Source organism: Paenibacillus tepidiphilus (assembly GCF_008635795.1).
GTDB classification, from domain to species: domain Bacteria; phylum Bacillota; class Bacilli; order Paenibacillales; family Paenibacillaceae; genus Paenibacillus_AQ; species Paenibacillus_AQ tepidiphilus.
In genome coordinates this window covers 148,989-175,232 of the sequence record NZ_VWRQ01000004.1, presented here as the reverse complement: position 1 = coordinate 175,232, position 26,244 = coordinate 148,989, and the positions used below count along the sequence as shown (strand labels likewise).

The following is a 26,244-nucleotide window of genomic DNA, read 5'->3' as shown; positions in this document are numbered from 1 at the left end:
AAAATTAACGGTTATGCCTGAGCGAACACTTTTACCGGAGCAATCGCCCCGCTGTCGTCCCGCTCATAAATCCCCAGAAATTCACCGGCGGGATCGTAAAGCCGGAAATGCCCCGCCGACTCGACTTCTGGAATGACCGCCTTGGCAGAGAGCCGTTGACCCTGCACCGCCGCTTTTTGCTTCTCTTCCGTTACGGTATGACGCGGCAGGTGGGCAATCGCCTCATCGGCGGCAATCAAATAGTTCTGCAGCGTACCGTCTGCCTGATACTCTGCAATCTGCTCAAGGGTCAGACAACGGCTGAGTGGAATGCCGCCGGACATCGTCCTCGTCAGACTTACCATAACCCCCGGGAGACTGAGCGCCCGCCCAATATCCACGCAGAGCGTACGGATATATGTACCCTTGGAGCACAACACCCGAAAGGTAATATCGGGATAATTGCCGTTCCAGACCATTTCGGTCATCTCAATCTCATAGATTTCCACTTCACGGCTTTTGCGTTCAACGGTCTTGCCTTCTCTGGCAAGTTCATAGAGCCGCTTGCCGTCAACCTTCACCGCTGAATACATGGGCGGAACCTGGGAGATGGTGCCTACGAACGTTTGCAGCACCGTCTGTACCTGGGCTTCTGTAACCTGCACCTCATCCACCGACTCGGTGATGGTGCCGGTCATATCCTCGGTATCACTGGACAATCCCAGCCGCAGTGTCGCCACATACTCCTTCGGCAGCTCCTGAATGTATTCCACCACCCGGGTAGCTCTGCCGAGACAGATCGGGAGCACTCCCGTCACCTGCGGGTCGAGCGTACCGGTATGTCCGATCCGCTTCATCCCCAGGATTCGCCGCGCCTTGGCTACAACATCATGCGAGGTGAAGCCGGCCGGCTTATGAACTGCGAGTACGCCTGTAAGCTCACTCATAAATGCCGCTTAACCTCCTCAAGCACAAGCGGAATCGCCTGTGCCAGCGGAGCGTCGATCCGGGCACCTGCCGCCCGCGTATGGCCGCCGCCGCCAAACACTTGAGCCAGAGCCGCTACATCCACCTTGCCGGCGGATCGCAGACTGGCTTTAACCGCCTGGCCGTTGATCTCTTTGAACAAGATCCCGACCTCAACGCCGCGGATATTGCGCGGATAATTGACGATTCCCTCCAGATCCTCATTGGCCGCGCCGCAATCCAGCATATCCTGCGGCGTCACGTACACCCAGGCGATCTGACCGTCCGGCGTCATCTCCAATGTATTTAACGCACGCTGCAGCACCTTTACCTGCGCAAGGGTCATTTCCTCAAGCAGCGTCTCCGCCAGCAGAGGACCATTGACTCCCAGCGCAAGAAGCTCAGACACAGCAGCCATAACTTTAGGGGAAGTGTTGGTATACCGGAATCCCCCGGTATCGGTTAGCAGGCCGGTATAGATGGCGGTAGCGATATCCAGATCCCACTCGACCTGAAAGGTCTTCAGCAGGTCGAACAGAATTTCCGCCGTCGCCGCCGCATCCGGCTTAATGAGCGACAGGGAACCATAACCGTTGTTGGTGGGATGATGGTCAATGTTCAGAATGAGGCAGTTCACCGCGAAGTAGCTTTTGGTTAATCCCACACGCTGGAAATCGGCGCAATCCACGCAGATGACATGACTGAAGGTACGGTTCAATCCGCCTTCTGTCATGTTGATGATATCATCAGCATGCCACAGATACTTCATCCGCTGCGGTATCGGGCCTTCATTCAGCATGGTGTATTTTTTGCCCAGACATGAGAGAAGCCAGCCCACCGCTAGGGTGGAGCTGACTGCATCTCCGTCCGGCTGAACATGCGACACTACAAGGTAATCGTCGTGTTCCAGCAGAAACTCACGGGTCTGCCGGAGACTTTGTTCATAGCTCTGCATTCGCCGTCTCCTTTATTTATCCTGGCTCTCTTCGCTTTTGCCGATCTCGCCAAGCAGCTTCTCGATATGACTGCCGTAGGCTACGGACTCGTCAAATTTGAAGATCAGCTCTGGCGTATGGCGCAGGCGGATCACCTTACCCAGCTCCGAGCGGAGATAGCCGTTCGCTTTCTCAATCGCCTTCAGCGAGCTTTGCTTCTGCTCCTCGTCACCAAATACGCTAAGGTATACCTTGGCCTGCGACAGATCGCTGGTCACGTCGACACCGGTGACTGTAACGAACCCGACACGCGGGTCCTTCAGTCCGCTTTGGATAAGCTGGCTGAGCTCCTTCTTGATTTGCTCGCCAACCCGTCCGGCTCTGATTTTAGACATATGCATTCACCTCTTTGCTTAGCGCTCAACCTTTTCCATGATGAACGCTTCGATGATGTCACCCACTTGGATGTCATTATAGCGTTCCAAAGTTATGCCGCATTCAAACCCTTGCGACACTTCTTTGGCATCGTCTTTGTAGCGCTTCAAGGTGTCAACCTTGCCTTCATGCACCACGATGCCGCCACGGATCAGGCGCAATTCAGCATTACGGGCAATTTTGCCGTCAGTTACCATACAGCCGGCAATGTTACCCACTTTACTGATCTTGAAGATATTACGTACTTCAGCATGGCCGATAATATTTTCTTTGAAGATCGGATCGAGCATACCCTTCATGGCACTCTCGATTTCCTCAATGACATTGTAAATGATGTTATGCAGACGCACATCCACCTTCTCTTGATCGGCGGTCGCTTTCGTCTGCGCATCCGGACGAACGTTGAAGCCGATCACAATGGCGTTGGATGCCGCAGCCAGGGTAATGTCGGATTCGGTAATCGCACCGGCGCCGCTGTGAATAATTTTTACCCGCACGCCTTCAACTTCAATCTTAGCAAGCGAGCCCTTGAGGGCTTCAACGGAACCTTGCACGTCAGCTTTGATAATGACGTTGAGGTCCTTGATTTCGCCTTCTTTGATATGCTTGAACAGATCATCGAGTGTTACACGCGTATTCGTGTTCAGCTCGGATTGACGATGCGAGATCGAACGGCGGTCAGCAATAGCGCGTGCCTTACGCTCATCCTCGAAGGCCATGAACGGATCGCCCGCTCCCGGCACTTCCGTGAGACCGGTAATTTCCACCGGTGTAGAAGGACCCGCTTCCTTGATCTTACGGCCCTTATCATTGACCATGGCACGGACGCGTCCGAAGCAGTTACCCGCAACAAAGGCGTCTCCGACTTTCAGCGTACCATTCTGCACAAGGATACGGGCAACCGGTCCACGGCTCTTATCGAGCTCGGCTTCAATGACCGTACCGCGCGCACGCTTATCAGGGTTCGCCTTGTATTCATTAACTTCGGCAACCAGCAGAATCATTTCCAGCAATTCTTCCAGATTAATGCGCTGCTTCGCGGACAGGTTGACGAAGATCGTATCGCCGCCCCACTCTTCCGGTACCAGCTCATAATTGGTCAGCTCTTGCTTCACGCGATCCGGATCGGCACCCGGCTTGTCGATCTTGTTAACAGCTACGATGATTGGCAATCCAGCGGCCTTGGCGTGGTTGATCGCCTCTACCGTCTGCGGCATTACGCCGTCATCGGCAGCCACAACGATGATCGTCATGTCGGTTACCTGCGCGCCGCGGGCACGCATTGCAGTAAACGCTTCGTGGCCCGGAGTATCCAGGAAGGTGATCTTCTTCTGGTTGATTTCAACCTGATAGGCACCGATATGCTGGGTAATCCCGCCGGCTTCTCCGCCGGTTACGTTAGTGGAGCGGATGGCATCCAAGAGCGTGGTTTTACCGTGGTCAACGTGACCCATGATGGTGACTACCGGAGGACGGGACTGCAGATCCTCTTCGGAATCATTCTCTTCAACGTTCTCGAAGGTGTCTTCGTCGACTGGAATCTTCACTTCCACTTCAACACCGAACTCGCCGGCAAGCAGCTGGATCGTTTCGATGTCCAGCTCCTGATTGATAGTGGCCATTACGCCCATCAGGATCAGCTTCTTGATTACTTCCGAAGCGTCTTTATGAAGCAGTTTGGCGGTTTCGCCGACTGTCATGTTGCCGCGTACGATAATCTTCTTCGGTGTATTGTCGATCTTTTCACGGCGTTCAGTCTGCTGCTGGTTTCTGCCGCGGTTATTCTTGTTGCCTGGCCGGCTGCGGTAATTGTTGCCTCCGCTCTTACCGTCCTCGAACCGTTTCTGGTTACCGTTTCCTGCTCTGCCGCCGGGAACATTCTTCTTCTGAGTTCTGTCGCCGCTGCGCGAGAAGTCCTGCGCCGGCTGGCCGCTGCGTGGTGCGCCGCCTTGCCCTTGCGGACGGCTGCCTTGCGAGCCTTGCGGTCTGTTGCCGCCGCCTTGCTGTCCACCCTGTGGACGGCTGCCCTGCGAACCGCCTTGCGGTCTGTTGCCGCCTTGCGAGCCCTGTGGGCGATTGCCGCCCCCTTGGCCGCCTTGGCCTCCCTGCGGACGGCTTCCTCCTTGCGAGCTACCTTGTGGACGATTTCCTCCTTGGGAGCTTCCTTGCGGTCTATTGCCGCCTTGCGAGCTACCCTGCGGACGGTTGCCGCCTTGTGAGCCCTGCGGACGGCTTCCTCCTTGCGAGCTTCCTTGCGGACGGGAATTCTGTCCATTTCCTGATGGTCGGCGGGAATCTTGTCCGCTCTGTGGCCTTTGTGACGTTGTCGATTGGTTGTTGTTATGGTTACTGTTCATACCTACCTGCTTTTCCGATTGTATTTTGTTGGCACCTTGCGGTTCTGCAGTTGCTTGGACTACTGCCGGACGGCTGCTGGCGCCGCCCTCCCGTTTGGCTGCCGCGTTCGATTTAATGTCCTTGAAGAATTGCTCCACTTTGGAAACAGAATCGTTCTCCATTACACTCATATGGTTATTCACAGGAACATTCAAACGCTTCAGAATAGTAATAATTTCTTTGCTGCTCATGTTCAGCGATTTCGCATATTCGTACACGCGCAGTTTATCTTTGTTATCTTCTTTAGTCAATAACTCCACCTCCGACTGTATCTCCGAACGCTTTGGAGACCATTTCCGCGAATCCTTTGTCCGTAACGGCCAGCACTACGCGCTGGTCTTTACCAATGCTTGCACCGAGCTCATCCCGGTCAGATGCGATGACTAGTGGAATATCGTATGTTCCGCATTTATCACGGAACTTTTTTTGGGTATTATCTGAAGCGTCACCCGCTAGAACGACCAGCTTCGCTTCCCGAGTACGCACTGCCTTCAGTACGCTCTCGTCGCCGGTGACAATCTTGCCTGCCCTCATGGCAAGCCCTAAATAAGATAGTGCCTTACTCATCTTCCTCACGATCCTTCGCCGCCAGAAATTCATCCTCCACGGAAGCAAAGTCTCTGATTAACTGGGCGTAAATCTCCGGACTGACCTGGCATTTCAAAGCGCGGTCAAACGCCCGGGTCTTCTGCGCCAGCTTGAAATATTCCAGTTTACCGCAGATATAGGCACCCCGTCCCGACTTTTTACCGGTCAGGTCAATCATGACTTCGCCTTCGGGAGTTCTGACCACACGGATCAGCTCTTTCTTCGGCATCATTTCTTGGCTGGCCACGCATTTGCGCAGCGGCACCTTTCTTTGCTTCACCATCATTAACGCCTCCCGTCAATAATTAATGCATTAATCGATGGAGACGGAATCCTGATGCATTTCATCATTAGAAGTTCTCGGTCTGCCGAATTCCTGCTCCGCCTGGGTTTCGCTCTTGATGTCGATTTTCCAGCCGGTCAGCTTGGCGGCAAGACGGGCATTCTGGCCCTTAATGCCAATGGCGAGCGACAACTGATAGTCAGGCACAATGACCCGGGCCATCTTTTCGGCTTCGAACACTTGTACTTCCAGCACCTTGGACGGGCTGAGCGCGTTCGCCACATATTCTTCTACCGATTCCGAGTAACGGACGATATCAATCTTCTCGCCGCGGAGCTCGGTTACGATGGTCTGTACCCGCGTTCCTCTCGGACCTACGCATGAGCCAACCGGATCTACCTCAGGGTTGCGCGAGAAGACAGCGATCTTCGAACGGAAGCCGGCTTCACGGGCCACCGAACGGATCTCTACCACCCCGTCAAAAATCTCCGGAACCTCCAGCTCGAACAGACGCTTAAGCAGCCCCGGATGGCTGCGGGACAGCAGGATTTGCGGTCCTTTGGTCGTATTCTCCACTTTGGTAATATACGCCTTAATCCGTTCAGCCTGTTTGAACTTCTCGCCGGGCATCAGCTCCGTGAGCGGCAGAACGGCTTCGATTTTGCCGAGATCCACATAGATGTTGCGGAGATCCTGGCGCTGAACAAGACCGGTTACGATGTCTTCTTCCTTATCGATAAAGGCGTTATAGATAAGTCCGCGTTCCGCTTCGCGGATACGCTGGGTCACCACCTGCTTGGCGGTCTGGGCGGCAATGCGCCCGAAATCGCGCGGGGTAACCTCAAGCTCGGCCACATCTTCCAGCTGGAAGTGCGGGTTGATCTCTCTGGCTGCCGTCAGCGAAATTTCGGTGCGGGAATCCAGCACCTCTTCGACGATCAGCTTGCGGGCGAACACCTTGATAACGCCGGTATTGCGGTTCATATCGACACGCACGTTCTGCGCCGCATTGAAATTGCGTTTATAGCTGGAGATCAGCGCAGCTTCGATGGCTTCAAACAGCACATCCTTGCTGATGCCCTTCTCCCTTTCCAGTTCATTCATAGCTTCAATAAAATCCATACTCATGAAATTCCGGTCCCCCTTTCAAGACATCAAAAAATAATGGCCAATCTCGCGCTGGCGACTTTGGCATACGGCACTACATGTTCTTTTTTGCCCGCGGAGATGAGCATTTCCTCATTCTCGAACGAAAGCAAACGGCCCTCGAATTCCTTGAGGCCGGAAATAGGCTCATAGGTCGTCACATATACATCCTTGCCCACCGCCTTGGCCACATCGGCGGCCTTCTTCAGCGGACGCTCCGCCCCGGGCGAGGAAACTTCAAGGAAATAGGCTTCCGGGATCGGATCGTTCTCGTCCAGCCGCGCGCTGAGAACTTCGCTGATGGCGCCGCAGTCATCGATATCAATGCCGCCTTCCTTGTCCACGAATATGCGCAGGAACCAGTTCGAGCCTTCCTTTACGTAATCCACGTCAACCAGTTCAAAACCATTCTCCTCGAGATAGGAGCCGAGCATTTGCTCTACCGTTTGTTTAATTTTGGATTTGGGTGTGCTCAAAAGAAAATTACCTCCACGAACTTGTCTTTTGCTATATACCAAAGATAAAGAGTGGGTTTCCCCACTCTTTACACAACGGACTTATCTCATTATTACCAAAAAAATTATACCATAGTGCTCCCGGACTGACAAGTGCCGGCCCTTGACGAAGGGGGCAGCTCCACTTTGTGGGGCGTTATCTCGGGGTCCCCGCAAAGTACCTGAGTAATCTTCGAAGAAATCTCTCCACTTCGTGGGACTAATTTGTTGGGCTAAAAAAGGGACAGCTGGTTGCTCTCCGGCAGGCCGCGGAAGCAGCCCATACCCGTCAGCAGCTCAATGATAGTCTTACTTGCCTTTGACTTCTGCTGGAAGTCCTCGATGGAGAGGAATTCTCCCGCGTCCTTCGCAGCGGCGATGTTGATCGCCGCATTCTCACCGATACCGGCCAGCGCCGAGAACGGCGGAATCAGGCTTGTTCCGTCCACGGTAAAGCGGGTAGCCTGCGAACGGTACAGATCAATGCTCTGGAACGTGAACCCGCGCGCAGTCATTTCAAGTGCCATTTCAAGAATCGGCAGCAGCGCTTTTTCCTTCGGCTGGGCCGCGAAGCCCTTGCCTTCTATTTCGACAATCTGGCGCAAAATGGCGTCATAGCCCTGGCAGCACAGCTCGATGTCGAAGTCCGCCGCGCGGACGGAGAAATATGTCGCATAGAACTCAATCGGATGGTAAAGCTTGAAATAAGCGGTGCGCACAGCAGATATAACATAAGCCGCCGCATGCGCCTTCGGGAACATGTACTGGATCTTCAGGCAGGAGTCAATGTACCATTGCGGCACCTTGCACTTCTTCATCTCCTCGATCCATTCAGCGCTGAGCCCTTTCCCCTTACGCACGCTCTCCGTAATTTTGAAGGCAAGGCCGGCATCCATACCCGCTTTATAGATCAGATACAGCATAATATCGTCACGGCAGCCGATAACCGTCTTGATGTTGCAGGTGTTATTCTTAATCAGCTCCTGCGCATTGCCGAGCCACACGCCTGTACCGTGCGAGAGACCGGAAATCTGCAGCAAGTCGGCAAAGCTTGACGGCTTCGATTCGATCAGCATCTGCCGGACGAATTTGGTACCCATTTCCGGAACCCCGTAAGTGGCAACCGGTGTACGGATACGATCCGGCGTGACGCCAAGCGCCTCGGTGGAGTTGAACATGCTCATGACCTTCGGATCGTTCATCGGAATGGTCGTCGGATCGACTCCCGTCAAATCCTGCAGCATCCGCATCATCGTCGGATCGTCGTGTCCCAGAATGTCGAGCTTGAGCAGATTCGCATCAAAGGCATGATAGTCAAAATGGGTGGTCTTCCACTCAGCGGTCACGTCGTCTGCCGGAAATTGCACTGGTGTGATATCTTCCACATCAATGTAGTCAGGAACGACGACAATCCCGCCGGGATGCTGGCCGGTACTGCGTTTGACGCCGGTACAGCCGGAGGCCAGACGGTTCAGCTCTGCACCCCGCCAATGCTTCTGATGATGCTCCTCATATTTTTTGGCAAAGCCGAAGGCTGTCTTCTCGGCTACCGTACCAATCGTTCCGGCCCGGTATACGTTCTCCTCACCGAACATCGTTTTGGTGAAATTGTGGGCTTGCGGCTGATATTCCCCGGAGAAGTTAAGGTCAATATCGGGGACCTTGTCCCCTTTGAAGCCCAGGAAGGTCTCAAACGGAATATCCTGCCCTTCCCCCTTCAGCTTGCCGCCGCAATCCGGGCAGTTCTTGTCCGGCAGGTCAAATCCGCTCGGCACGCTGCCGTCCAGGAACCATTCGCTGTGCTTGCATTCCGGATTTCTGCAGATGTAATGGGCGGGCAGCGGATTAACCTCGGAAATCCCCAGGAAGGTGGCAACCACAGAGGAGCCGACGGAACCACGGGAGCCGACCAGATAGCCGTCGCGGTTTGATTTTTTAACCAGACGCTCGGAAATCAGATAGTTCGCGGAGAAGCCGTACTTGATAATCGGTGCCAGCTCCTTCTCCAGCCGGGCTACCACGACCTCCGGCAATTCCTCGCCGTAGATCGATTTCGCCGTATCATAGCAGGTCTGGCGGATTTCCTCATCCGCGCCCTCCAGGTTCGGGGTGAACAGCTTGCTTGGGAACAGCTCATATTCCTCGAAGCGTTCGGCAAGCTCAACGGTATTGGTAACCACGACCTCCATCGCTTTTTCCGGACCCAGGAAAGCAAACTCTTCCAGCATCTCATCCGTTGTACGGAAATGGGCATCCGGCTTGCGCTGATCCTTCAGCGGACTGAAGCCAGTGATTCCATGTATCGTAATATCACGGAACATCTTGTCGCGTGGCTCCAGATAATGCACATTCCCCGTAGCGATGACGGGCTTGTTCATTCGGTCACCGATCTCACAAATCTTGCGCACCACATCCCGCAAATCCTCCGCCGTAGCTACGAAGCCCTTATCCACCAGATGCATGTACATGGTGAGCGGCTGAATCTCCAGCACATCGTAGAACTCGGCTACTTCTATGGCTTCCTCCACCGTTTTGTTGAGAACCGCCTCGAAGAATTCCCCCCGCTCGCAGCCCGAGATGACCAGCAGACCTTCACGGTGCTGCTCCAGCTTGGATTTCGGAATGCAGGGAACCCGCTTGAAATATTGCGTATGCGATAAAGAAATCAGCTTATATAAGTTCTTTTTGCCCACTTCATTAAGGGCGTAAACGCCGCAATGAAACGGACGGACATTGGACAGGTCGTTGCCTGCATAGTCATTCATCTGGTCCAGCCGGGTAATGCCCTTCAGCTTCTCAGCGTCGGCCAGGAGACCAATCAGTATGCCGCCCAGAGCCACGGTATCGTCTACCGCCCGGTGATGGCTTTCCAGCAGAACCTTATATTTGTCGGCCAGCGTGTTCAGCCGGTGGTTCTTCATGGCCGGGAACAACAGGCGCGCCAGCTCCAGGGTATCGAGCGCCGGGTTAGGCAATGTCGGCATGCCATGCTTCACGAGCATCGCCTGAATAAAGCCCATATCAAAATTGGCATTATGGGCCACCAGGATGCTGTCGCCCACAAACTCCACGAACTGCTTCAGCACCGGTCCAAGATCCGGGGCATCCTTGACCATCTCATCCGTAATATTGGTCAGCTGCTGAATATGATACGGTATTTTTTCATGCGGATTAACGAAGGTGGTGTAGCGGTCCAGCTCCTTGCCTTCCTGATACTTGACCGCCGCGAGCTCGGTAATGTTATTACGCGTAATGGACAAGCCGGTGGTCTCGATGTCGAAGACGACATAGGTGGCTGTCTTAAGGTCGATTGGCTGCGCATTCTCCACCACGCTAACAGAATCGTTGACAATATTGGCCTCGACCCCGTAGAGCATTTTGATCTTGTTCTTGTGCGCGGCATGGTTGGCCTCCGGGAAGCTCTGCACAACTCCATGGTCAGTCACAGCGATGGCCGGATGACCCCATTTGGCGGCTGTTTTGACATAGACATCGATCGGCGTCACCGCATCCATCGTGCTCATCGTCGTATGCAGATGGAATTCAACCCGCTTCTGTTTGGCGTTGTCCTTGCGTGCAGGAGGCGCGTTCACCTCCGTGAGGTCCGAAGGAATCATCACCAGCTCCGGAATTTGCATGAAACGGTCATATTCCACTCTGCCGCGTGCCTTGACCCATTTGCCGTTGGCCAGCTGCCCCATTATCTTCAGATCTTCCTTGGTCTTTGCGAACATCTTCATCTGCAGGGAGTCCGTAAAGTCTGTGATGCAGAAGGAAAAGAGAGTATTGCCGTTGCGCAGCTCCTTGCTCTCCAGCCCGAAGATCGCCCCCTGTACCGGGATTTTCTTCTCTTCATCCTGGATTTGCACGATCGGCACCGGCGGCTCCTTGATGTCATAACCAATCTGCAGTTTGATAACTTCGTTCGGGTCGATCTCCTCAGCAGGCTCCTCCGGCTCATTGCTGGCCATCATCATCAGTTCCACCAGCTCACGCTGCTCCTGCTGCAGCTTCTGCTGGAATTCCTCAATCGCTTCCGCTTTGCTGCTCTCATTCTCGGCGACAAACATCTTCACCTTAAGCGGCAATGCGAAGAACCGGTTATAGAACGACGTAATCGCTCCTTCTATCCCTTTCTTGCGGGCAAGCTCCAGCGCCATGGAATCATTCAGGCTGAGCTGCAGCGTATCGCCCTGCAATTCCTGTCCGGAGCGGGTCAGCCAGCCGTTGACCGAGGGAATCTCCCGCTGCACCCATTCCAGGAACAATCCCCAATATTCATACACGATATCTGCTTTGTTAATCTTCTCATCATATAGGAACAAGAAGCTGACTTTGGCAATGTGCTGCAGCTTCTCGCGTGTTCTCAAACAAAAGGTCCGGTACACCTGGGCCGGAACCAGACTTTCCTTGGCAATGACAATATGCCAGTCGCGGTTCTCACGGCTGATCTCGACTCGTTCAATCATGCCGTCCAAAAAATAGGGTTCGATGACCGCCGGCGGCATATCCGCCTGCTTCATCAACAGTTCAAATCGCTTTCTCTTCTCCAAGTTCTGTTCCATGCCTCCCCCGCCTAACATTACGCATAGATAAATCTATAAAAATATTAACATGATGACATCCGCAGCGCCATGAGAAAAAGCTTCCGGTGAGCTAAAAGCACCGGGGTATGACGGCCCGCCGGGCTTCGCTCGCCAGAAGCTAGCATTCAGTTGATCTGATATAACAGGCGGATTAATACGCCTTGGCAAATACTACTGTGTGCGCTGCAGGCTTGCCGCAGCAAATGCAGGTATCCTTGGTTACTGCCGGCTCAAACGGGATGTTGCGGCTGCCCGCACCCGTTTCTTCCTTGACCTTGGATTCACATTCTTCCGACCCGCACCAGCCGGCCAGCGCAAAGCCACGCTTCTCTTCCATCGAGCTTTTCATTTCTTCCAAAGTATCCACCGAGTAGAAATGATCTTCACGGAACTGCAGCGCCCGCTCGTACATTTCCTTGTGAACCTGCTCCAGCATAGCCTGGACTTCTTCCACCAGGTTCTCCTGCTGGATAATCTTCTTCTCGCCGGTAATGCGGGAGACCAGCACACATACGCCGTTCTCCATATCGCGAGGGCCAAGCTCAAGACGAACCGGCACACCGCGCATTTCGTACTCATTGAACTTCCAGCCAGGTGTCAGATCGGCACGGTCGTCTACACGTACGCGTACACCTGCATCCTTCAGCTGCTGGAACAGCTCGTCCGTCCGGGCAATGACCGCTTCGCGCGTCTTCGGCGGACCGATCGGGATCATAATAACCTGGGTCGGAGCCACCTTCGGCGGAAGTGCCAGCCCGCGGTCATCCCCATGCACCATAATTAGCGAACCGATCAGGCGTGTCGTGGAGCCCCAGGAGGTGGTGTGCACGTATTCCAGTACATTCTCACGGCTTAGGTACTGAATATCGAAAGCGACGGCAAATTTGGTGCCCAGATAATGCGAGGTCGCCGCCTGAACCGCCCGTCCGTCCTTCATCATGGCTTCAATGGAGTAGGTGTCAACCGCACCTGCAAAACGCTCGGACGGCGTTTTTTGCCCGGTGATGACCGGAATCGCAAGGTAGTTCTCTACAAAATCACGGTAATTCTCCAGCATGCGCATCGTCTCTTCGCGCGCTTCTTCTTCGTTCTCATGTGCGGTATGGCCTTCCTGCCAAAGGAACTCAGTAGTGCGGATGAACGGAAGTGTACGCTTCTCCCAGCGCACCACATTGGCCCACTGGTTAATCAGCACCGGCAGGTCGCGGTAAGACTGAATCCATTTGGAATACATATGGCCGAACATGGTCTCCGAAGTCGGACGAACCGCCAGCCGTTCCTCCAGCACGTCGCCCCCGGCTTCCGTAACCCACGGAAGCTCAGGATTAAAGCCTTCGACATGCTCCTTCTCCTTCTGGAAAAAGCTCTCCGGAATAAATACCGGGAAGTAGGCGTTGCGGTGGCCGGTTGCCTTCAGGCGGCGGTTCATTTCCTCCTGAATATGCTCCCAGATTTCATAGCCTTCCGGCTTGAATACGATACAGCCGCGAACAGGGGAGTAATCCATGAGGTCCCCTTTTTTGATTACATCAATATACCAGCGTGAGAAATCCTCGCTCTGCGGCGTAATTTCGGTCACGAACTGCTTCTCTTTAGCCATTGGCGAAATCCTCCATTGCCGCCCCATGAAATGAGGCAGCTGCTTCGTAATATATTCAGTACAACTTAACCGGATATGAGCCGCAGAATGTCGTTATAGGTCACGGCGATCATTACCAGGAACAGCAGGGCGAAGCCCACAAAATGCACCATACCCTCATGCCCCGGATCAACCGGCTTGCCGCGCAGGGCTTCGACTCCCAGGAATACTAGCCTGCTTCCATCGAGTGCGGGAATCGGCAGCAGATTAAAGATGCCCAGGTACAGGCTGAGAATCGCTGCCCAATACGTCAAATATTCAATCCCCTGCTGAGCGATCTGGCCGGTCATTTTGGCCGTGCCGACAGGACCGGAGATATCATCCATGTTAAAGTTGTTAATCAACTGTTTGAAACCGGTGAAGATCAGCTGAGTCGTATCGACCATTGCCGTCCCCGACAGCGTGATCGTCTCAACGAAACCAACCTTGCGGGTTGGAAGCTCCGTTGTGATACCCACCTTGCCGCCCTCTTCCCCTTCCATGCTGCGAGGAGTCATGGTAACGCTTAGGGTCTCATCGCCGCGTTTCAGCGTCCATTCCATTGGCTTCCCCTTGGAGACGGAAGTCATGGCGATCATTTTCTCATAATCGCCGCCGATAGTTTCACCATCAATTGAAACGACGATGTCACCGGACTTCAGACCGGCCTCCTCCGCAGGCATACCTGCGCTGACTCCGCCAATCTTCACAAAGGTCGGGTTCTCGATAGCGATGCCTGCCATCTGCAAATGGAGCGCAAACAACACGAAGGCCAGCAGGAAGTTCATGACCGGGCCGGCCACAATTGCCAGTGCGCGCTGCCCGACCGTTTTGCTGCCGAACTGGCGGTCTTTGGGGGCAATTTGCGTCTGCTGGCTGCCCTTGATCAGCATGGCCTGCGGATGAACGTCGTAGGTGACGATTTCTCCGTCTACATCAAGCTTGATCTTCAGATCGTTCTCAAGATCAGTATGCTGCGCTTCTCCGCGGATCACGTTCCGGCGGGTATCCAGCATATCGAGATATATGTTCTTGATCTTGTTGTCCTGGCCCAGCCGGACCGCAATCATCTGTCCCGGACCGATTTCAATAATTTCCGGATCTTCCCCGGCCATCCGGGCATATCCTCCGAATGGCAGCAGACGAAGTGTAAACTGGGTTTCATTGCGTTTATAGGAAAACAGTTTCGGACCGAAACCGATGGCAAATTCCCGTACCAGGATGCCGGCGCGCTTGGCGAAAAAATAATGTCCCCATTCATGCACCGTCACCAGAACAAAGAACATAAGCACCGTCAAAAAGACGACTCTTACCATTTCCATGCGTAACATTCCCCCTTTTGGTTAAGACCGAAGTATGTCCTCTTAATTTATCATTATTCCAAGGTCCTTCACAAGAGAATCACTTGTCCCGGTCTATTTTTACAGGGTGATGTCCACTTCCCGCCGGTGAGACAATTCCGCGATTACAGCCCCGCAGCAAGCGTACGGACAGCGGCATCGCATTCCTTGATCTGCTGCAGGTCCGGACTGGCCGTATTCTGATGGCGCTGCAGCACCTCATCAATGATCTCTTCAATGCGCAGGAAAGGGATTTCCCGGCGCAGAAACCGCGCCACGGCGATCTCGTTCGCGGCATTGAAGGCCGTTGGGGCCGTCCCCCCGGCTTTGCCGCTTTCAATGGCCATCCGCAGTGCCGGATAGCGTACCAGATCCATCTCCCGGAAGGTAAGGCGGCCTGTTTCTGCCAGGGACAAGCTCTTGGCCGGAGAAACCAGCCGCTGTGGATACGTCAGCGCATATTGAATTGGAACGCGCATATCCGGGCTGCCCAGCTGAGCGATAATGCTGCTGTCCTGGAATTCGACGAACGAATGGATAATGCTCTCCGGATGAAGCAGCACATGAATCTGCTCATAAGGCAAATCAAACAGCCAGCGGGCTTCAATGACCTCCAGCCCTTTATTCACCATGGTTGCCGAATCAATGGTGATTTTGGCGCCCATGCTCCAGTTGGGATGACGCAGCGCGTCTTCCACAGTCACATTGGACAGTTCAGCCCGGCTATAGTCGCGGAAAGATCCGCCGGAAGCGGTAATTGTAATTCCGGCAATGTCTCTGCGGTTCTCCCCGTTCAGACACTGGAAGATTGCCGAATGCTCGCTGTCGACCGGCAGCAGGCTGACACCCGTCCGGCGAACCGCTTCCATGACCAGGTGACCCGCCGTAACAAGCGTCTCCTTGTTGGCAAGGCCGATATTCCGTCCCGCTTCAATGGCAGCGAGCGTAGATTCAAGACCGACGCTGCCCACAAGCGCTGTAACAATCATTTCGGCTTCACCGCCGGCGGCGATTTCCACCAGTCCCTCTTCCCCATAGAACAGCTCTGTGCCGTCAGGCAGACTGGAGCGGATCTCATCAGCAAGCGCCTTGCTTCCTACGGAGACCCGGCGCGGCTTGAACCGCCGGCACTGCTCCAGGAGCAGTGCCGTATTGCTTCCGGCCGCAAGGCCGTCTATTGCAAAGTCCTCCGGGTGCATGGCTACAACGTCAAGTGTTTGTGTGCCGATTGACCCGGTGGAGCCGAGTATACTTATCTTTTTCACTGGATTATACCCTCTTCCCGCCCGTTAATAGTAAGGCATCAGCATTACGATATGTACGAAAGGAAATACGATGATCCAGCTGTCGCAGCGGTCCAGGATGCCCCCGTGACCTGGCAGCAGTGAGCCTGAATCTTTGATGCCGTACACCCGTTTGTAAGCAGACTGAACCAGATCGCCGAGTTGTCCGAGTACCGCGCAGGAAGCGCCAATAAGCAGCGCACGCCCTATGGTCAGAACATCCGGTGCGGCCAGTGCATAAATGACGGAGATGACGATTGCAATAAGCACTCCGCCCAAAGCGCCTTCGATGGTTTTGTTGGGGCTGATTGCCGGCCAGAGCTTATTCTTGCCAAAGCTGCGTCCGACAAAATAGGCGCCAGCGTCACTGCCCCAAATGCAGCTCAAGAGCAGAAAGGTCCACAGCAGGCCGTGGCCGTCCTCCGCACCGCGGGTCACTCCCATGTATGAAAAGCCCATCCCGATATATAGCATACCCGTAAAGAGAAGCGCGACTATTTTAATATCCCGCTTGTTTTTGGTAAACACCGTAACCAGCAGGAAGAGCAGCAGCAGCAGCCAGATTCCCTGCTCCCATGTGAACCAGGGCGAGGTTTCCAGCAGCCCCCAAGGAATCATAAAGCCAAGTACGCTGAGATACGCCAGGGCAGCAAGCGCTCCCGCTGCCGGTATTCCGGTCATTACGATAAATTCATAGGTTCCGATAAGTGCCATTGCCGCAAGCAAAAGCTGGTAAGGCCAGCCTCCCCATACGCACATGCCCAAAAACAACGCTCCGGCTAAAATACCGGTAATCAATCGCTGCTTCAATATTCAAACCCCCATCAGGCTACTTCAATCCGCCGTACCGGCGCGAACGGCGCTGATATTCCGCCACCGCCTGCAGTAGATGCGTCTTGTCGAACTCTGGCCAGTAGATATCCGTAAACCACAGCTCGCTGTAAGCGACCTGCCAAAGCATAAAGTTGCTGAGTCTCATTTCTCCGCTCGTCCGAATCAGCAGATCAGGATCGGGCAAGCCGCCGGATAACAGCCTGCTGTCGATAAGCTCCGAGGTAATCTCCTCCGGCGCCAGCACTCCGGCCCGGATGTCCTCACCCATACTGCGCATGCAATCCTCAATCTCTTTGCGAGAGCCGTAGTTCAAAGCGAAGTTGAGCACCAGTCCGGTGTTCTCCCGGGTCCGGGCCACCGCCTCCTCCATCGCCTTGCGGGTATGCTCGGGCAGAGCATCGGCATCGCCCATCACACGCACCTGGACATTTTTCTCAATCAGCTCATCCAGCTCAATGGCCAAAAACTCCACAGGAAGACGCATTAGAAAATCGACTTCATCCTTAGGACGTTTCCAGTTCTCGGTTGAAAAAGCATACATCGTCAGGAATTCCACGCCCAGATCATTCGCGGCGATCGTCGCCCGTTTGACTGCCTTCATGCCGTTCTGATGTCCGATAATCCGCGGCAATCCGCGGCTCTTCGCCCATCGTCCGTTGCCATCCATAATGATAGCCACATGCCGGGGAATATTGTCCGGTGAAATCTCGACTGGCTGCTGCCCGTCTTTACGGCCCAGCCACGCTTGAACCCGTTTGATCATTTCCGTTTCCTCCAAGCTCTTCTTAAGAAAGAGACAAACCCCACCATAAACGGAGGGGCCTCTTAGTCTCTTGAAATTCTTATACTTCCATAATCTCTTTTTCTTTGGCCAAGAGCACTTTATCGACTTCGGCTATGAACTTATCCGTTGATTTCTGGATATCCTCCTGATGACCGCGGGATTCATCTTCCGAGATGCCGTTCTTCTCCATCTTCTTGATGTCGTCGTTGGCATCGCGGCGGATATTGCGGATAGCTACCTTCGCTTCTTCGCCGAATTTCTTCGTCAGCTTCACCAGTTCGCTGCGGCGCTCTTCGGTCAGCGGAGGAATGCTCAGGCGGATAATGGTTCCGTCGTTGGCTGGCGTCAGCCCCAGATCGGATTTCATAATCGCCCGTTCAATATCGGATAGCGATGATCTGTCCCAAGGCTGGATCAGCAGTGTCCGGGAATCCGGGGTACTGATGTTGGCCAGCTGGTTCACAGGAGTCGGCGCTCCATAATACTCGACCTGAATCCGGTCCAAAAGTGCTGTGGACGCACGGCCCGCACGCAATGTCGCCAGATCGCGCTTCAGTGCTCCGATCGCTTTTTCCATACGTTCTTCGGCATTTTTCTTCACCGCTTGCGGCATTAATCTACACTCCCTTTAACAATCGTCCCGATTTTCTCACCGAGAACGACACGTTTGATATTGCCTTGCTCCGTAATAGCAAACACAATGAGCGGTATATTGTTATCCATGCAAAGGGAAGAAGCCGTAGAATCCATGACACCGAGGTTCTTGTTCAGCACATCCATGTAGGTCAGCTGTTCATACTTCTCGGCGGTGCTGTCCTTGAATGGGTCAGCAGAGTAAACGCCGTCCACTTTATTCTTGGCCATGAGGATCACTTCGGCTTCAATTTCGGCGGCTCTGAGCGCTGCCGTCGTATCCGTCGAGAAGAACGGGTTACCCGTTCCAGCGGCAAAAATAACGACGCGGCCTTTCTCCAGATGGCGGATTGCCCGCCGGCGGATGTAAGGCTCGGCGATCTGCTGCATGGAGATGGAGGTCTGAACCCGCGTAGGCACATCGATCTGTTCGAGTGCATCCTGCAGCGCCAATGAATTCATCACCGTGGCCAGCATACCCATGTAGTCCGCAGTAGCCCGGTCAATGCCGCTTGCGCTGCCGGCGATCCCGCGCCAGATGTTCCCGCCGCCGCACACAATGGCCACTTGAACTCCCAGCTCAACGACTTCCTTCACCTGCTCTGCAATCGAAATAATCGTATCGGCATCAATACCGTATCCATTTTGTCCTGCCAGCGATTCTCCGCTGACCTTAAGGACGACTCTCTTAAATACCGGCTGTTCCAAATGTATACCCTCACTTTCTTACAAAAGACGGAACACTGATTTGGACTGTGTTCCGCTCTTATGATGCTTGCCTTTATTCAATTCTGCTCCAGCTTCAAATCCGGCGGGAATATTATTGTTTAACTTGCGCCATTACTTCTTCTACAAAGTTGTCGACTTTCTTCTCCAGACCTTCGCCCAGCTCATAACGGACAAAACGGCGGATGGAGATGTTCTCTCCGATCGTGCTGATCTTTTCGTTCAGCAGTTGGGAAATCGTCTTGTCAGGGTCTTTCACGAAGGATTGCTCCAGCAAGCAATATTCTTCATAGAACTTCGAGATGCGGCCTTCGACCATCTTTTCAACGATCTTCTCAGGCTTGCCTTCGTTCAGTGCTTGCGCCTTAAGAATTTCCTTTTCCTTCTCTACTTCTTCTGCAGGCACTTCTTCGCGGCGTACATAGCGTGGGCTGGCTGCAGCGATTTGCATCGCAATGTCGCGTGCGAATTCTTTGAAGGAGTCAGTCTTGCCTACGAAGTCAGTTTCGCAGTTGATTTCGACCAGTACGCCGATACGTCCGCCGGCATGGATGTAAGATTCAACAACGCCTTCAGTAGCTACGCGGCCAGCTTTGTTAGCGGCTGCGGAGAGACCTTTTTCACGAAGCAGGTCAGCGGCTTTGGCGATGTCGCCGCCAGCTTCTTCCAGTGCCTTCTTACAATCCAGCATGCCTGCGCCTGTTCTTTCACGAAGTTCTTTTACGGATTTAGCATCTACTGCCATTGTTAATTCCCTCCAAATGGTTGTTGTATAGTCAGCCCTTTACAGGCCCATAATCCCAAAAAAAGGGCAGTGAGAGGTTATCCACCTGCCAACCACCCTTTTCATTTAAGTTCTTGTTAAAAGTCCGGAGACTACTTAAGCTGTAGTTGTGTCTTCACCCTGATGGGCTTCAACAACAGCGTCAGCCATTTTGCCAGTCAGCAATTTCACGGCGCGGATTGCGTCGTCATTGCCTGGAATTACGTAGTCGATTTCGTCCGGATCACAGTTGGTATCAACGATAGCTACAATTGGGATACCCAATTTGCGTGCTTCGGCAACAGCGATACGCTCTTTGCGAGGATCGATGATGAACAGCGCGCTTGGCAGGCCCTTCATGTTCTTGATACCGCCCAGGAATTTCTCAAGACGATCTTTCTCTTTGCGGAGAAGGATAACTTCTTTCTTAGGCAGAACCTGGAAAGTACCGTCTTCTTCCCACAGTTCCAGCTTCTTCAGGCGGTCAACGCGCTTCTGAATGGTCTGGAAGTTGGTCAGGGTACCGCCGAGCCAGCGTTGGTTGATGAAGAACATGCCGGAACGTTCGGCTTCTTCTTTCACAGAGTCTTGGGCTTGCTTCTTGGTTCCTACGAACAAGATTGTGCCGCCCTCGCCTGCTACGCTCTTAACAAAGTTGTAAGCTTCCTCAACTTTTTTAACCGTTTTCTGCAGGTCAATAATGTAAATTCCGTTTCTTTCAGTGAAGATATAACGATCCATTTTCGGATTCCAACGACGGGTCTGATGACCGAAGTGTACCCCAGCTTCAAGCAGCTGTTTCATGGAGATTACTGCCATCTTCACACACCTCCTAAGTTTGGTTTATTGTGTGTCTCCTCCGCCGGATATCATTTTTCTACAAGACTTTCTTCAGAAGAAAGCACCCCTTGTCGAAATCAACCGGCGTGTGTTTTAACACCGTCAATTACTATACCATAATCATACACGGGATGCAATGTTTCATAAAAAAAGTTTTGCCCGGTCCACGCATGGCGCATAGGGACAAAACTGAATTACTTTACGCTGATTAACTTGTCAATAATAGAGCCGTTGCTCTCTCCTCTAGTGAAGCTGTAGCTGCCGTATTGGATAATCCGGTTGATCTTACGGGCCAGCGCCGCATCCAGAAAAGCCTGTTTGTCCGCTATAACCCCGGCTGCGGCCAGAATATCCGCCGTTTCGGAGAGCGTCGCCCCTGTCGGAATGCGCACGCTGACCAACCCGGCAGCCGGTTCGGGGGTAGCCGGAGCTGCCGGTGCGCTTGCAGCGTCTGCTGAGCTTACCGGCTGCTGCGAGGACGAAGCCGCAGGCGCCGAAGGCTCGGCTGGCTGTGATGGAGCGCTGGCCTCTCCCGGTGCCGAAGGTCCCGGACTCGGAGACTCCGGTGCTGCTGAAGTCTCAGGCTGGTCTCCGGCTTGGCTATTCTGGGCAGGCTGCTCCCCTTCAGCGGCACCTTGTTCGGGGCTTGCTGCCGGCGCGGCCGGATCCTCAACTACCAGATTCAGCCGGGCGGCTTCGCGCACCAGTTGCTCTTTCGTCATGGGTGCCGCTCCGCCGGCGATCATCAGCTGCAGGAGCAGTGCGCCGATAATCAGCCCTGCGCCCAGCCCTAGCAGGAAGGATCGGTTCTTCATCATACCGATTCCTCCTGTTTGGCTAGCTGCAGGATGAGCTGTACCTCACCCCGCTGCAAACCGGCCATCTTGGCGATGGCATCAATCGATTTCCCTTCTTCATAAAGCTCAAACAGCCGCGGGTAACGCAGCTTGATCGAGCTGACCGGTTTCGGCTTGGCCTGCTCCTGCACGGCTTCGGAGCGTCCGGGCGCGGACAGGGCAGCCTCGGCACGCGCCTGTGCTACCGTCAATTCCTGCAGTCCCCGCTCGCTCGCATCAAGTCTGGACTCCAGCCGTTCCGTGTGGCTGCGCAGCTCGGATACTTGCTGCCGGAGCCCGCCGATTTCTTCCTGCATTGCCGCCTTGCTCTGCTGGCTCTGCTGCTTGAGGGCGGCGACCAGCTCTATCATCTTTTCATTCTCGCGTTCGAGATCCGACATGTAAAGCTCCAGTGCCGCTTCCGTATCCTTCAGGCTCTGCTGCCCTTCCGTCTTCTCCTTCTTCCGTGCCGGGATCATCAGGGCGTATCCAATCGCGGCCACGCCCACCAGCACTATATATACCCAAGGTTCCAAATGCTTTTATCTCCTTAACCATTAAATTTGCCCAGATCAGAGACTGAGATCGATCCGGTGTCCCTTGTAAGGATGTTCGGCCTCATGGACATCCTCCTCTCTCTCGGCTTTCGCCTCGGCCTGCTGGTGAGGCTGCCGGCTCCGTCCCTCCCTGCTGTGCAGCTTGGCATCTGCCGGCTCATCAATCTCTGCGCTGCGACGCGCCGATTGCTGTGCCTGCTTAATGCCCTCTGCGGAAATCTGCTGCTGTGTAATCAGCGGGCGCTGCTGTAAATCGTTCTGGACTTTTCCGGCATCGGTCGTCCGCGGCAAGGCAATTTGCAGTTCCACCGGTTTCATACTCATCGTATTGGGCCCTCTTCCTGATCCAAAGTATACTGCTTATAAATCAAGGAATGGCCGGCCGCTGTACGCTGCCCGCCAAAGTTAAATATAAGGCGTGAGCGTGATGTCGCCTTCATTATAGGTGAAGATAACCCGCTCCGTGGGATCTTTGACAAAACGTGTATATCTGCCAATGACGATTTTGGAGCCGCCATAGATCGTTCTTACCACTTCGACCCGGGCCCGGCCGTTATCCTCCAGCATGCGTTCAATCTCCAGTGTCCGCTCCTTAATCCGCTTCTCTTCGCGGAGATGGGACTGCTTCGTGGCGTTCAGCTTGACCCGCAGTGCCACTTTATCCGGAGATAGCTGTCCGCTGCCCGCCAGCTGATTAAGCAGATACAGCGCCTTGTTGGTCTTATCTTCGTTCTCCAGAAGCTGGCGGAGCTCCTGGCGCAGCTCGTTCATCTCATTGCGCAGCTCCGGTACGACCCCGACTTCAATGGCGGTTGCCGTAGACATTGTATTGCCGATTGTACGTGCCACGACCCGCTCCCCGGCCTGGACCGTTCCTCCGACAATCAACCCCTTGGTGCCGTTACAAATCACATCGCGTCCTGCACGGACACTCGAATGCATGATGCTCTGCGAGACGATCACATCTTCACCCGCGACCACGTTCCCGTCCTGGATAAAAGATACCTTCACATTCTTGCTCGCGTTTACCAGGCCCTTATTGTAGCCGATAATTCCTCCGGTCACTTCGATGGAGCCTCCGGCAACAAGCTCGGCCCCTTCTACACCCCCGACTACCCGGATATCTCCTGCGGACTTGACAGTGAAGCCGGTGAGGACATTCCCGCGGATGACGACCGTTCCGACAAAATCAATGTTGCCTGTGCTGTAATCCACATCACCGTTAACTTCATATACGGGGAACACATTAACTTTGCCTTTATCGGTTAGAGTAACCAGCCCGTCAATCGCGGCATACATCGAGGTTCCGTCCCCGTCTATCAGCACGTTCTTCCCCACCTTAAACCGCGCTTCCTTGCCCGCTTTGAACGGCAGAACTTCACCGGTGACCGTCTTGCCGCTTTTTCCCGGACGGGGAGGAATGGCTTGGGCAATCAGCTGGCCCTTCAGCACATTGTGCAGCCGGACCAAATCTTTATAGTCGACTTTGCCGTCCGCCATCTCCAGAGGTTTACGGTCCTCTTCCAAATCAACGGTATATTTGATCTGGCCGTCTACGCCATTCTCCGGAGCATCTCCGATGGCTATCGGAACTCTGCTGAAGAAATACTCCTCCGGATTGCTGCTGATCCGTCTCACTATATCATGCTGAATTCCGTAACGAATGTCCTGACCGGACAGAAAGCTCTCCAAATCTTCAACCGAACAGGAGAAATTCTCGTCTCTCTTTGAAAATTGCAGGTATGCAATTCCTTTGTCTTCCGAAAAGGTTATCGTTACGTATTGATTCAACGCATAATGACCGATCAATGTTGCTCCCCCTTGTCACCGTCCCCGGTTAATCGTTTTGCATGAGCAGATCGCGGTTCTTCTCCAGCGTCCCTCTCAGCCGCAAAATCGCTTTCGAATGAAGCTGCGAAATACGGGAAGGCGACAATGACATCACCTCGGCGATTTCGCTCAAAGATAAATCCTCATAATATAAAAGGGACACAACGGTCCGTTCTTTCACGGTTAATTTTTCAATGCCTTTGGTGAGGGTCTCCCGCAGATAAAATTCATTGACCTTCCGGTCAGGATTTTTTGCTTTGTCGTCCACCAGAATGGACATTCTTGTCTCGGATTCTTCTTCCCGGATCGGGTCCTCCAGCGAACAGAGCGACATCACCGCCACATCCTGAAGCATGGTTTGAAACTCCGTTTCCGATATATTCAGATGCTTGCTCATTTCCTCGTCGGTAACTGAGCGCAAATACTTCTGTTCCAGCTGTTGGTACGCGTCTTCAATCCGCTTGGCTTTCTCACGCACCGATCTCGGTACCCAGTCGCTCTGGCGAAGCGAATCCAGGATCGCTCCGCGTACACGCCAGGAGGCATAGGTCTGAAACTGCAGCCCGCGCTTATAGTCAAATTTTTCAATGGCATCAATCAGGCCCATCACGCCATTGCTGGCCAAATCTTCTTTGGAGACATTTTTGGGCAAACCGACAGCCAAACGGTTGGACACATAATCGACAATATGCAGATAACTCTCAATCAGCTTTTTTTTGGCTTCGGGATTGCCGTGCTCTTTCCACTGCTCCCAAAGCGCGTCGGTGTCCAATTGAGAAGATTTATGTTCGTTCAAGCGGCTTTCACCCTTCCCAAAGTGTAGTCGGCGGGCAAGAGACGGCGCCCCGTTCCCGCTTATTCTTCTTTCAGGTGACGAACGGCCTTGGCCAATTCTTCAGGATCTTTCATGGAGACCAGCTTCGGCGGCTGCAGCGGCTTGAAACCTTCAGCAGTACCGCCTTCTTCCACCGCCGGCTTCGGCTTCAGCAGATCTATCAGCTCCTGGTCTTCACCGGGTGTGCTGATGTCCAGCTGGTTGCCGAGTCCTGCTTCACTTTCACCATCCGCAGCGGCAGCGTCCGCTGCTTCGGGCGACTTCATGATAAATCCCAATACCCATCCTAGGAGGAATGCAAGCACAAACCAGATAACAAATCCGTAAAACCCTCGCAAGAGGCTGGTTCCGAGCAAATTATGTCCGGAATTCGCGAGAAAGGTAATCAGAAACCCGACCAGTCCGACAAAAGCGCTCAGCACAAATGTCTTCTTCATCGTCAGATTTCCCTTATGCCCTTTTGCACGCTCCGGATAAACAGCACTCCGGTATTGCAGGCAATTTCAATGGTGCGTCCGAAGTTGCCGCCTGTATCCTCCGCAATCAAAGGAATATGCAGCGCCTCCAGCGCAAGCTTGCAGGATTCCACATTCCGAGGCCCGATCCTCATGGTGTCATTCCCTCCGGCAAAAGCGAACATTTGCGAGCCGCCGGCCATTTTGGCAACAAGGCGGCTGCGCACCGCTCCAAGCGCAAGCAGGCGGTTCAGCAGTTCCGGTACAGCGGTATCGGCATACTTGGCGATATTAAGCTGCCCTTCACGGGCAATATCCGAAGAGGGCAGCATGACATGCGCCATGCCCGCCAGCTTCTTGACCGGATCGAACAAGGTCAATCCCACACAGGAGCCAAGTCCGGTAGTGCGGATCAGGCTGTCCTGGCTGCCCACATTGAGATCGGCCATGCCTACCTTAATAATGCTCTGTTCTTCAATCATTATCAAACGGAACTCCTAATGATTTGAAAATTTTCGGGAACGATTCGGGATCGGGAATCAGGAAAAACTGCCCTTCTATTTCATCATTGCCTTCCATAAACGTGGTGTCGATCAGGAGAGCATCATCGCCCATCTGCCCGAACTGCAGCAGGCCATAGGCAAGAATGGCTCCCGCCATGTCCATGGCCAGTGCCGGAACCGTCGGGAACATGGACAGCTGTGTGAAATCGGCCAGCGAGGAAAGATATGATCCCGCCAGGATGTTGCCGATCTCGTTCAATGCAGACATCTCCATTTCGCCGAGCATGCCCTCGCTAGATACCTCTATACCTGCAATCCGGTTCAGCAGGCTGACTGCGGCCTCGGGAGTAAGGATGAAGAACAGATTGCCCGGCGCTTCGCCCTCAACCCGGAGGAATACGGCATAGACCAATTCCTCCGCTCCGCCCACCTTTTCGGCGATTTCTTCAAAGTTCAGCAGTTGAACCTTAGGGACGGCCATATCGATCGGCTTGCCGACGAGCTGGGATAACGCGGTGGCTGCGTGACCCGCTCCGATATTGCCGACCTCCTTGAGCACATCCATTTTAAAATCCTTGAAATTCTTAAACAGCTCCAT

General features: G+C 53.8%; 26 protein-coding genes. All 26 read right to left on the bottom strand.

The features are described 5' to 3' along the window. Positions 1 to 11: 11 nt before the first annotated feature. Positions 12 to 926 (bottom strand): tRNA pseudouridine(55) synthase TruB, encoded by a 915-nt coding sequence (gene truB / locus F1379_RS06785; protein ID WP_150267752.1) that lies wholly within the window; start codon positions 924 to 926, stop codon positions 12 to 14. Further along, positions 923 to 1,900, bottom strand: a complete 978-nt coding sequence (locus tag F1379_RS06780) for a DHH family phosphoesterase (protein WP_150267750.1) — start codon at positions 1,898 to 1,900, stop codon at positions 923 to 925. Before F1379_RS06780 ends, truB begins: the two co-directional genes overlap by 4 nt. Before the next feature lie 12 nt (positions 1,901 to 1,912). Continuing rightward, entirely contained in the window at positions 1,913 to 2,275 is a 363-nt protein-coding gene (rbfA, locus tag F1379_RS06775) for a 30S ribosome-binding factor RbfA (RefSeq protein ID WP_150267748.1), read from the bottom strand. A gap of 18 nt (positions 2,276 to 2,293) precedes the next feature. Next, positions 2,294 to 4,963 (bottom strand): translation initiation factor IF-2, encoded by a 2,670-nt coding sequence (gene infB, locus F1379_RS06770; RefSeq protein ID WP_150267746.1) that lies wholly within the window; start codon positions 4,961 to 4,963, stop codon positions 2,294 to 2,296. Further along, a complete protein-coding gene (locus F1379_RS06765; protein ID WP_150267744.1) occupies positions 4,956 to 5,279 on the bottom strand; it encodes a YlxQ family RNA-binding protein in 324 nt (107 codons plus the stop codon). Before F1379_RS06765 ends, infB begins: the two co-directional genes overlap by 8 nt. Further along, entirely contained in the window at positions 5,272 to 5,580 is a 309-nt protein-coding gene (rnpM, locus tag F1379_RS06760) for an RNase P modulator RnpM (RefSeq protein ID WP_150268130.1), read from the bottom strand. The genes F1379_RS06765 and rnpM overlap by 8 nt, the downstream gene beginning before the upstream one ends. 33 nt (positions 5,581 to 5,613) lie before the next feature. Then, the gene (gene nusA / locus F1379_RS06755; protein ID WP_150267742.1) at positions 5,614 to 6,711 is read right to left on the bottom strand and encodes a transcription termination factor NusA; all 1,098 of its coding nucleotides are present in this window, start codon (positions 6,709 to 6,711) and stop codon (positions 5,614 to 5,616) included. Between the two features lie 26 nt (positions 6,712 to 6,737). Next, positions 6,738 to 7,205: a ribosome maturation factor RimP gene (rimP, locus tag F1379_RS06750; protein ID WP_150267740.1), complete on the bottom strand. Its 468-nt coding sequence runs from the start codon at positions 7,203 to 7,205 to the stop codon at positions 6,738 to 6,740. A 251-nt stretch (positions 7,206 to 7,456) separates the two neighbouring features. After that, a complete protein-coding gene (locus tag F1379_RS06745; RefSeq protein WP_150267738.1) occupies positions 7,457 to 11,788 on the bottom strand; it encodes a PolC-type DNA polymerase III in 4,332 nt (1,443 codons plus the stop codon). A gap of 172 nt (positions 11,789 to 11,960) precedes the next feature. Further along, positions 11,961 to 13,409 carry a proline--tRNA ligase gene (proS, locus tag F1379_RS06740; RefSeq protein ID WP_150267736.1) on the bottom strand — a complete coding sequence of 483 codons (1,449 nt, stop codon included), beginning with the start codon at positions 13,407 to 13,409 and terminating at the stop codon, positions 11,961 to 11,963. 65 nt (positions 13,410 to 13,474) lie between these two features. Further along, a complete protein-coding gene (gene rseP / locus F1379_RS06735; RefSeq protein ID WP_150267734.1) occupies positions 13,475 to 14,749 on the bottom strand; it encodes an RIP metalloprotease RseP in 1,275 nt (424 codons plus the stop codon). A 143-nt stretch (positions 14,750 to 14,892) separates the two neighbouring features. After that, positions 14,893 to 16,032, bottom strand: a complete 1,140-nt coding sequence (locus tag F1379_RS06730) for a 1-deoxy-D-xylulose-5-phosphate reductoisomerase (protein ID WP_150267732.1) — start codon at positions 16,030 to 16,032, stop codon at positions 14,893 to 14,895. Between the two features lie 24 nt (positions 16,033 to 16,056). Beyond that, complete coding sequence (locus F1379_RS06725; protein ID WP_150267729.1) at positions 16,057 to 16,860, bottom strand: phosphatidate cytidylyltransferase; 804 nt, start codon at positions 16,858 to 16,860, stop codon at positions 16,057 to 16,059. Positions 16,861 to 16,879: 19 nt separating this feature from the next. Next, complete coding sequence (locus F1379_RS06720) at positions 16,880 to 17,647, bottom strand: isoprenyl transferase (RefSeq protein ID WP_150267727.1); 768 nt, start codon at positions 17,645 to 17,647, stop codon at positions 16,880 to 16,882. A gap of 79 nt (positions 17,648 to 17,726) precedes the next feature. Next, positions 17,727 to 18,281, bottom strand: coding sequence for a ribosome recycling factor (gene frr, locus F1379_RS06715; RefSeq protein WP_150267725.1), 555 nt, complete (start codon positions 18,279 to 18,281; stop codon positions 17,727 to 17,729). Continuing rightward, the gene (gene pyrH / locus F1379_RS06710) at positions 18,281 to 19,009 is read right to left on the bottom strand and encodes a UMP kinase (protein WP_066362084.1); all 729 of its coding nucleotides are present in this window, start codon (positions 19,007 to 19,009) and stop codon (positions 18,281 to 18,283) included. The genes frr and pyrH overlap by 1 nt, the downstream gene beginning before the upstream one ends. Positions 19,010 to 19,121: 112 nt before the next feature. After that, entirely contained in the window at positions 19,122 to 19,772 is a 651-nt protein-coding gene (gene tsf / locus F1379_RS06705) for a translation elongation factor Ts (protein ID WP_150267723.1), read from the bottom strand. Between the two features lie 135 nt (positions 19,773 to 19,907). Beyond that, positions 19,908 to 20,609 (bottom strand): 30S ribosomal protein S2, encoded by a 702-nt coding sequence (gene rpsB, locus F1379_RS06700; RefSeq protein WP_150267721.1) that lies wholly within the window; start codon positions 20,607 to 20,609, stop codon positions 19,908 to 19,910. Between the two features lie 215 nt (positions 20,610 to 20,824). Further along, on the bottom strand, positions 20,825 to 21,448 hold the full coding sequence (locus F1379_RS06695; RefSeq protein ID WP_150267718.1) for a hypothetical protein: 624 nt from the start codon (positions 21,446 to 21,448) through the stop codon (positions 20,825 to 20,827). Further along, positions 21,445 to 22,002 (bottom strand): hypothetical protein, encoded by a 558-nt coding sequence (locus F1379_RS06690; RefSeq protein ID WP_150267716.1) that lies wholly within the window; start codon positions 22,000 to 22,002, stop codon positions 21,445 to 21,447. Before F1379_RS06690 ends, F1379_RS06695 begins: the two co-directional genes overlap by 4 nt. A 36-nt stretch (positions 22,003 to 22,038) precedes the next feature. Further along, positions 22,039 to 22,347 carry a hypothetical protein gene (locus tag F1379_RS06685; RefSeq protein ID WP_150267713.1) on the bottom strand — a complete coding sequence of 103 codons (309 nt, stop codon included), beginning with the start codon at positions 22,345 to 22,347 and terminating at the stop codon, positions 22,039 to 22,041. 81 nt (positions 22,348 to 22,428) lie between these two features. Next, positions 22,429 to 23,832 carry a DUF342 domain-containing protein gene (locus F1379_RS06680; protein ID WP_150267710.1) on the bottom strand — a complete coding sequence of 468 codons (1,404 nt, stop codon included), beginning with the start codon at positions 23,830 to 23,832 and terminating at the stop codon, positions 22,429 to 22,431. A gap of 28 nt (positions 23,833 to 23,860) precedes the next feature. Next, the gene (locus tag F1379_RS06675) at positions 23,861 to 24,649 is read right to left on the bottom strand and encodes a FliA/WhiG family RNA polymerase sigma factor (protein ID WP_150267707.1); all 789 of its coding nucleotides are present in this window, start codon (positions 24,647 to 24,649) and stop codon (positions 23,861 to 23,863) included. Positions 24,650 to 24,708: 59 nt separating this feature from the next. After that, on the bottom strand, positions 24,709 to 25,125 hold the full coding sequence (locus tag F1379_RS06670; RefSeq protein ID WP_150267705.1) for a hypothetical protein: 417 nt from the start codon (positions 25,123 to 25,125) through the stop codon (positions 24,709 to 24,711). Between the two features lie 2 nt (positions 25,126 to 25,127). Then, a complete protein-coding gene (locus tag F1379_RS06665) occupies positions 25,128 to 25,625 on the bottom strand; it encodes a chemotaxis protein CheD (protein WP_150267703.1) in 498 nt (165 codons plus the stop codon). Continuing rightward, a complete protein-coding gene (locus F1379_RS06660) occupies positions 25,618 to 26,244 on the bottom strand; it encodes a chemotaxis protein CheC (protein WP_150267701.1) in 627 nt (208 codons plus the stop codon). Before F1379_RS06660 ends, F1379_RS06665 begins: the two co-directional genes overlap by 8 nt.